Here is a 2642-nt window from a genome sequence, read left to right on the forward strand (position 1 = left end):
GAAAACTGAATTAACAGGTACGTTTTGTCTTGTTTAGTTTTCAAAGAACTTTGTGTGCTTCTCTCGAAGCGACTACTTAATAGTAACATTTTTAGTTAACTAGGTCAATACTTTTTTGAAAAAGTTTTTACTAGTCATAATGGTCATGCTTGTGTCTTTAAAAAGACAACAGAAATGATTATACCATAATTTTTATGACTGTAAAGGGTTATGACACAAAAAAGCGCAGCTATTTCAGCTGCGCTTTTTCTCACACTTCTTCTTGTTCTTCTTCATTCTCATCTTCTTCGTTTTTCTCTACTAAAGCTACTGTAGCAACATGCTCTTCTTCTGCCATTCTGATGAGACGCACACCTTGAGTGACACGTCCGGTGATGGAGATATCATTGATGTCCATTCTGATGAGTACGCCGCTAGCTGTAATAATCATTAGATCCTCTTCACCTTTAGTAGCTTTCACTGCTACTAGTTGGCCGTTGTTCTCGGTGATTTTCGCTGTTTTGAGTCCTTTTCCGCCCCGACTTTGGGTTCTGTACTCTTCAGCCGGAGTTCGTTTTCCGTACCCTTTTTCAGTTACGATAAGGACGTGTGATTCTTCCTCTAATATCTCCATGCCGACAACAACGTCGTCATCCGTCAGGGTGATGCCTTTTACGCCCGCCGCAGTTCTTCCCATCTCCCGGACATCTGTTTCAGGGAAACGGATCAGTAAACCGTTTTTCGTTCCAATGATGATTTGTTTTGTGCCGTCAGTCAGACGTACACCCATCAGTTCATCATCTTCACGAAGACCCAGAGCGATTAGACCATTGTTGCGGATATTAGCGAATTGAGATAGCGATGTTCGTTTTGAAACCCCATGCTTTGTAGTGAAGAAAAGGTAAAGCTCCGCATTGAATTCCGTGACTGGAATAATCGCGTTGATCCACTCACCCTTTTCTACCTCCAGCAGGTTAATAATCGGGATTCCTTTTGCCGTTCTGCCGTATTCAGGGATTTCATACCCTTTTGCACGATACACTTTCCCCTTGTTCGAGAAGAAGAGAATCGTGTCATGAGTTGACGTAGAGATCAAATGCTCAACGAAATCATCTTCGTTTGTTCCCATACCTTGTACACCTTTTCCGCCTCGTTTTTGACTGCGGTAAGTTGATGCAGGAAGACGTTTGACGTATCCGTTGTGCGTCAGAGTAACTACGATATTTTCTCTCTCGATGAGATCTTCATCTTCAATTGTCTCCAGTCCGGAAGTGACGATCTCAGTACGTCTTTCATCGTTAAAACGCTCTTTGATTTCCGTGAGTTCTTCACGAATGATCTCAAGCACTTTATATTCATTTGCCAAGATGTCTTTTAGCTCTGCAATTAATTTAACAAGAGATTGGTATTCTTCTTCTATCTTTTCACGTTCCAGTCCCGTTAAACGCTGGAGCCTCATATCAAGGATCGCTTGTGCTTGCTTCTCTGTCAGTGAGAATTGTTCAATTAAACCTGTTCTCGCAATTTCAGCCGTTTGAGAATTACGGATAAGGGAGATAACTGCATCGAGATGATCCAGTGCAACTCTCAATCCTTCCAGGATATGAGCTCTCGCTTCCGCTTTACGCAATTCATAAGCAGTACGGCGTCTAATGACAACTTTTTGATGGTCGAGGTAATGCTCCAGGCATTGCTTAAGAGTTAAAACTTTCGGCTGGCCATCAACAAGTGCAAGCAGGTTGATGCCAAAAGATGTTTGTAGAGCAGTTTGTTTGTACAGATTGTTTAAGATGACATTTGCATTGGCGTCGCGTCTGATTTCAATGACAATTCTCATACCTGTACGATCTGACTCATCACGCAGATCTGTGATACCCTCTATCTTTTTGTCCCTTACGAGATCTGCAATTTTCTCAATTAATTTCGCCTTATTTACTTGGTAAGGTAACTCTGTAACGATAATTCTTTCTTTACCCGAAGATGTTTGTTCGATCTCAGCTTTTGCCCGGATCGTGATAGAGCCTCGGCCTGATTCGTATGCTTTCCGGATACCGCTGCGTCCCAAGATTTGACCCGCGGTCGGGAAATCAGGCCCTGGAATGACTTCCATAAGCTCTGGAATTGTAATGTCCGGATTCTCACTGACAGCAAGTACACCGTCAATGATTTCTCCCAGCTGGTGCGGAGGAATGTTTGTTGCCATACCTACCGCAATGCCGGCAGCACCGTTCACGAGCAGATTCGGGAACCTTGAAGGCATAACGACAGGTTCTCTTTCTGACCCGTCATAGTTATCCTGGTAATCGATTGTGTCTTTTGTGATGTCACGAAGAATCTCCATTGAGATTTTAGACATTCTTGCTTCTGTATAACGCATGGCCGCCGCTGAGTCTCCGTCAACAGAACCGAAGTTTCCGTGACCGTCAACGAGCATATAACGGTAGTTGAAATCCTGAGCCATTCTGACCATGGATTCATATACCGCTGAATCACCGTGCGGGTGGTATTTCCCGATAACTTCTCCAACGATACGCGCGGATTTTTTATAAGGTTTGTCACTTGTCATGCCCAAATCATTCATTGCGTATAAAATCCGTCTGTGAACCGGTTTTAAACCGTCACGAACATCTGGAAGAGCACGAGACACAATAACGCTCATTGCG

At 43.5% G+C, this 2642-nt stretch carries 1 protein-coding gene; it reads right to left on the reverse strand.

Going from position 1 to position 2642, the window contains the following annotated elements:
- Window positions 1–250: 250 nt before the first annotated feature.
- The coding region (gene gyrA, locus RAC86_RS37630; RefSeq protein ID WP_377886850.1) for a DNA topoisomerase (ATP-hydrolyzing) subunit A at window positions 251–2642 on the reverse strand (2392 nt) is incomplete at its 5' end.

The organism is Bacillus sp. LR_5 (assembly GCF_042709275.1).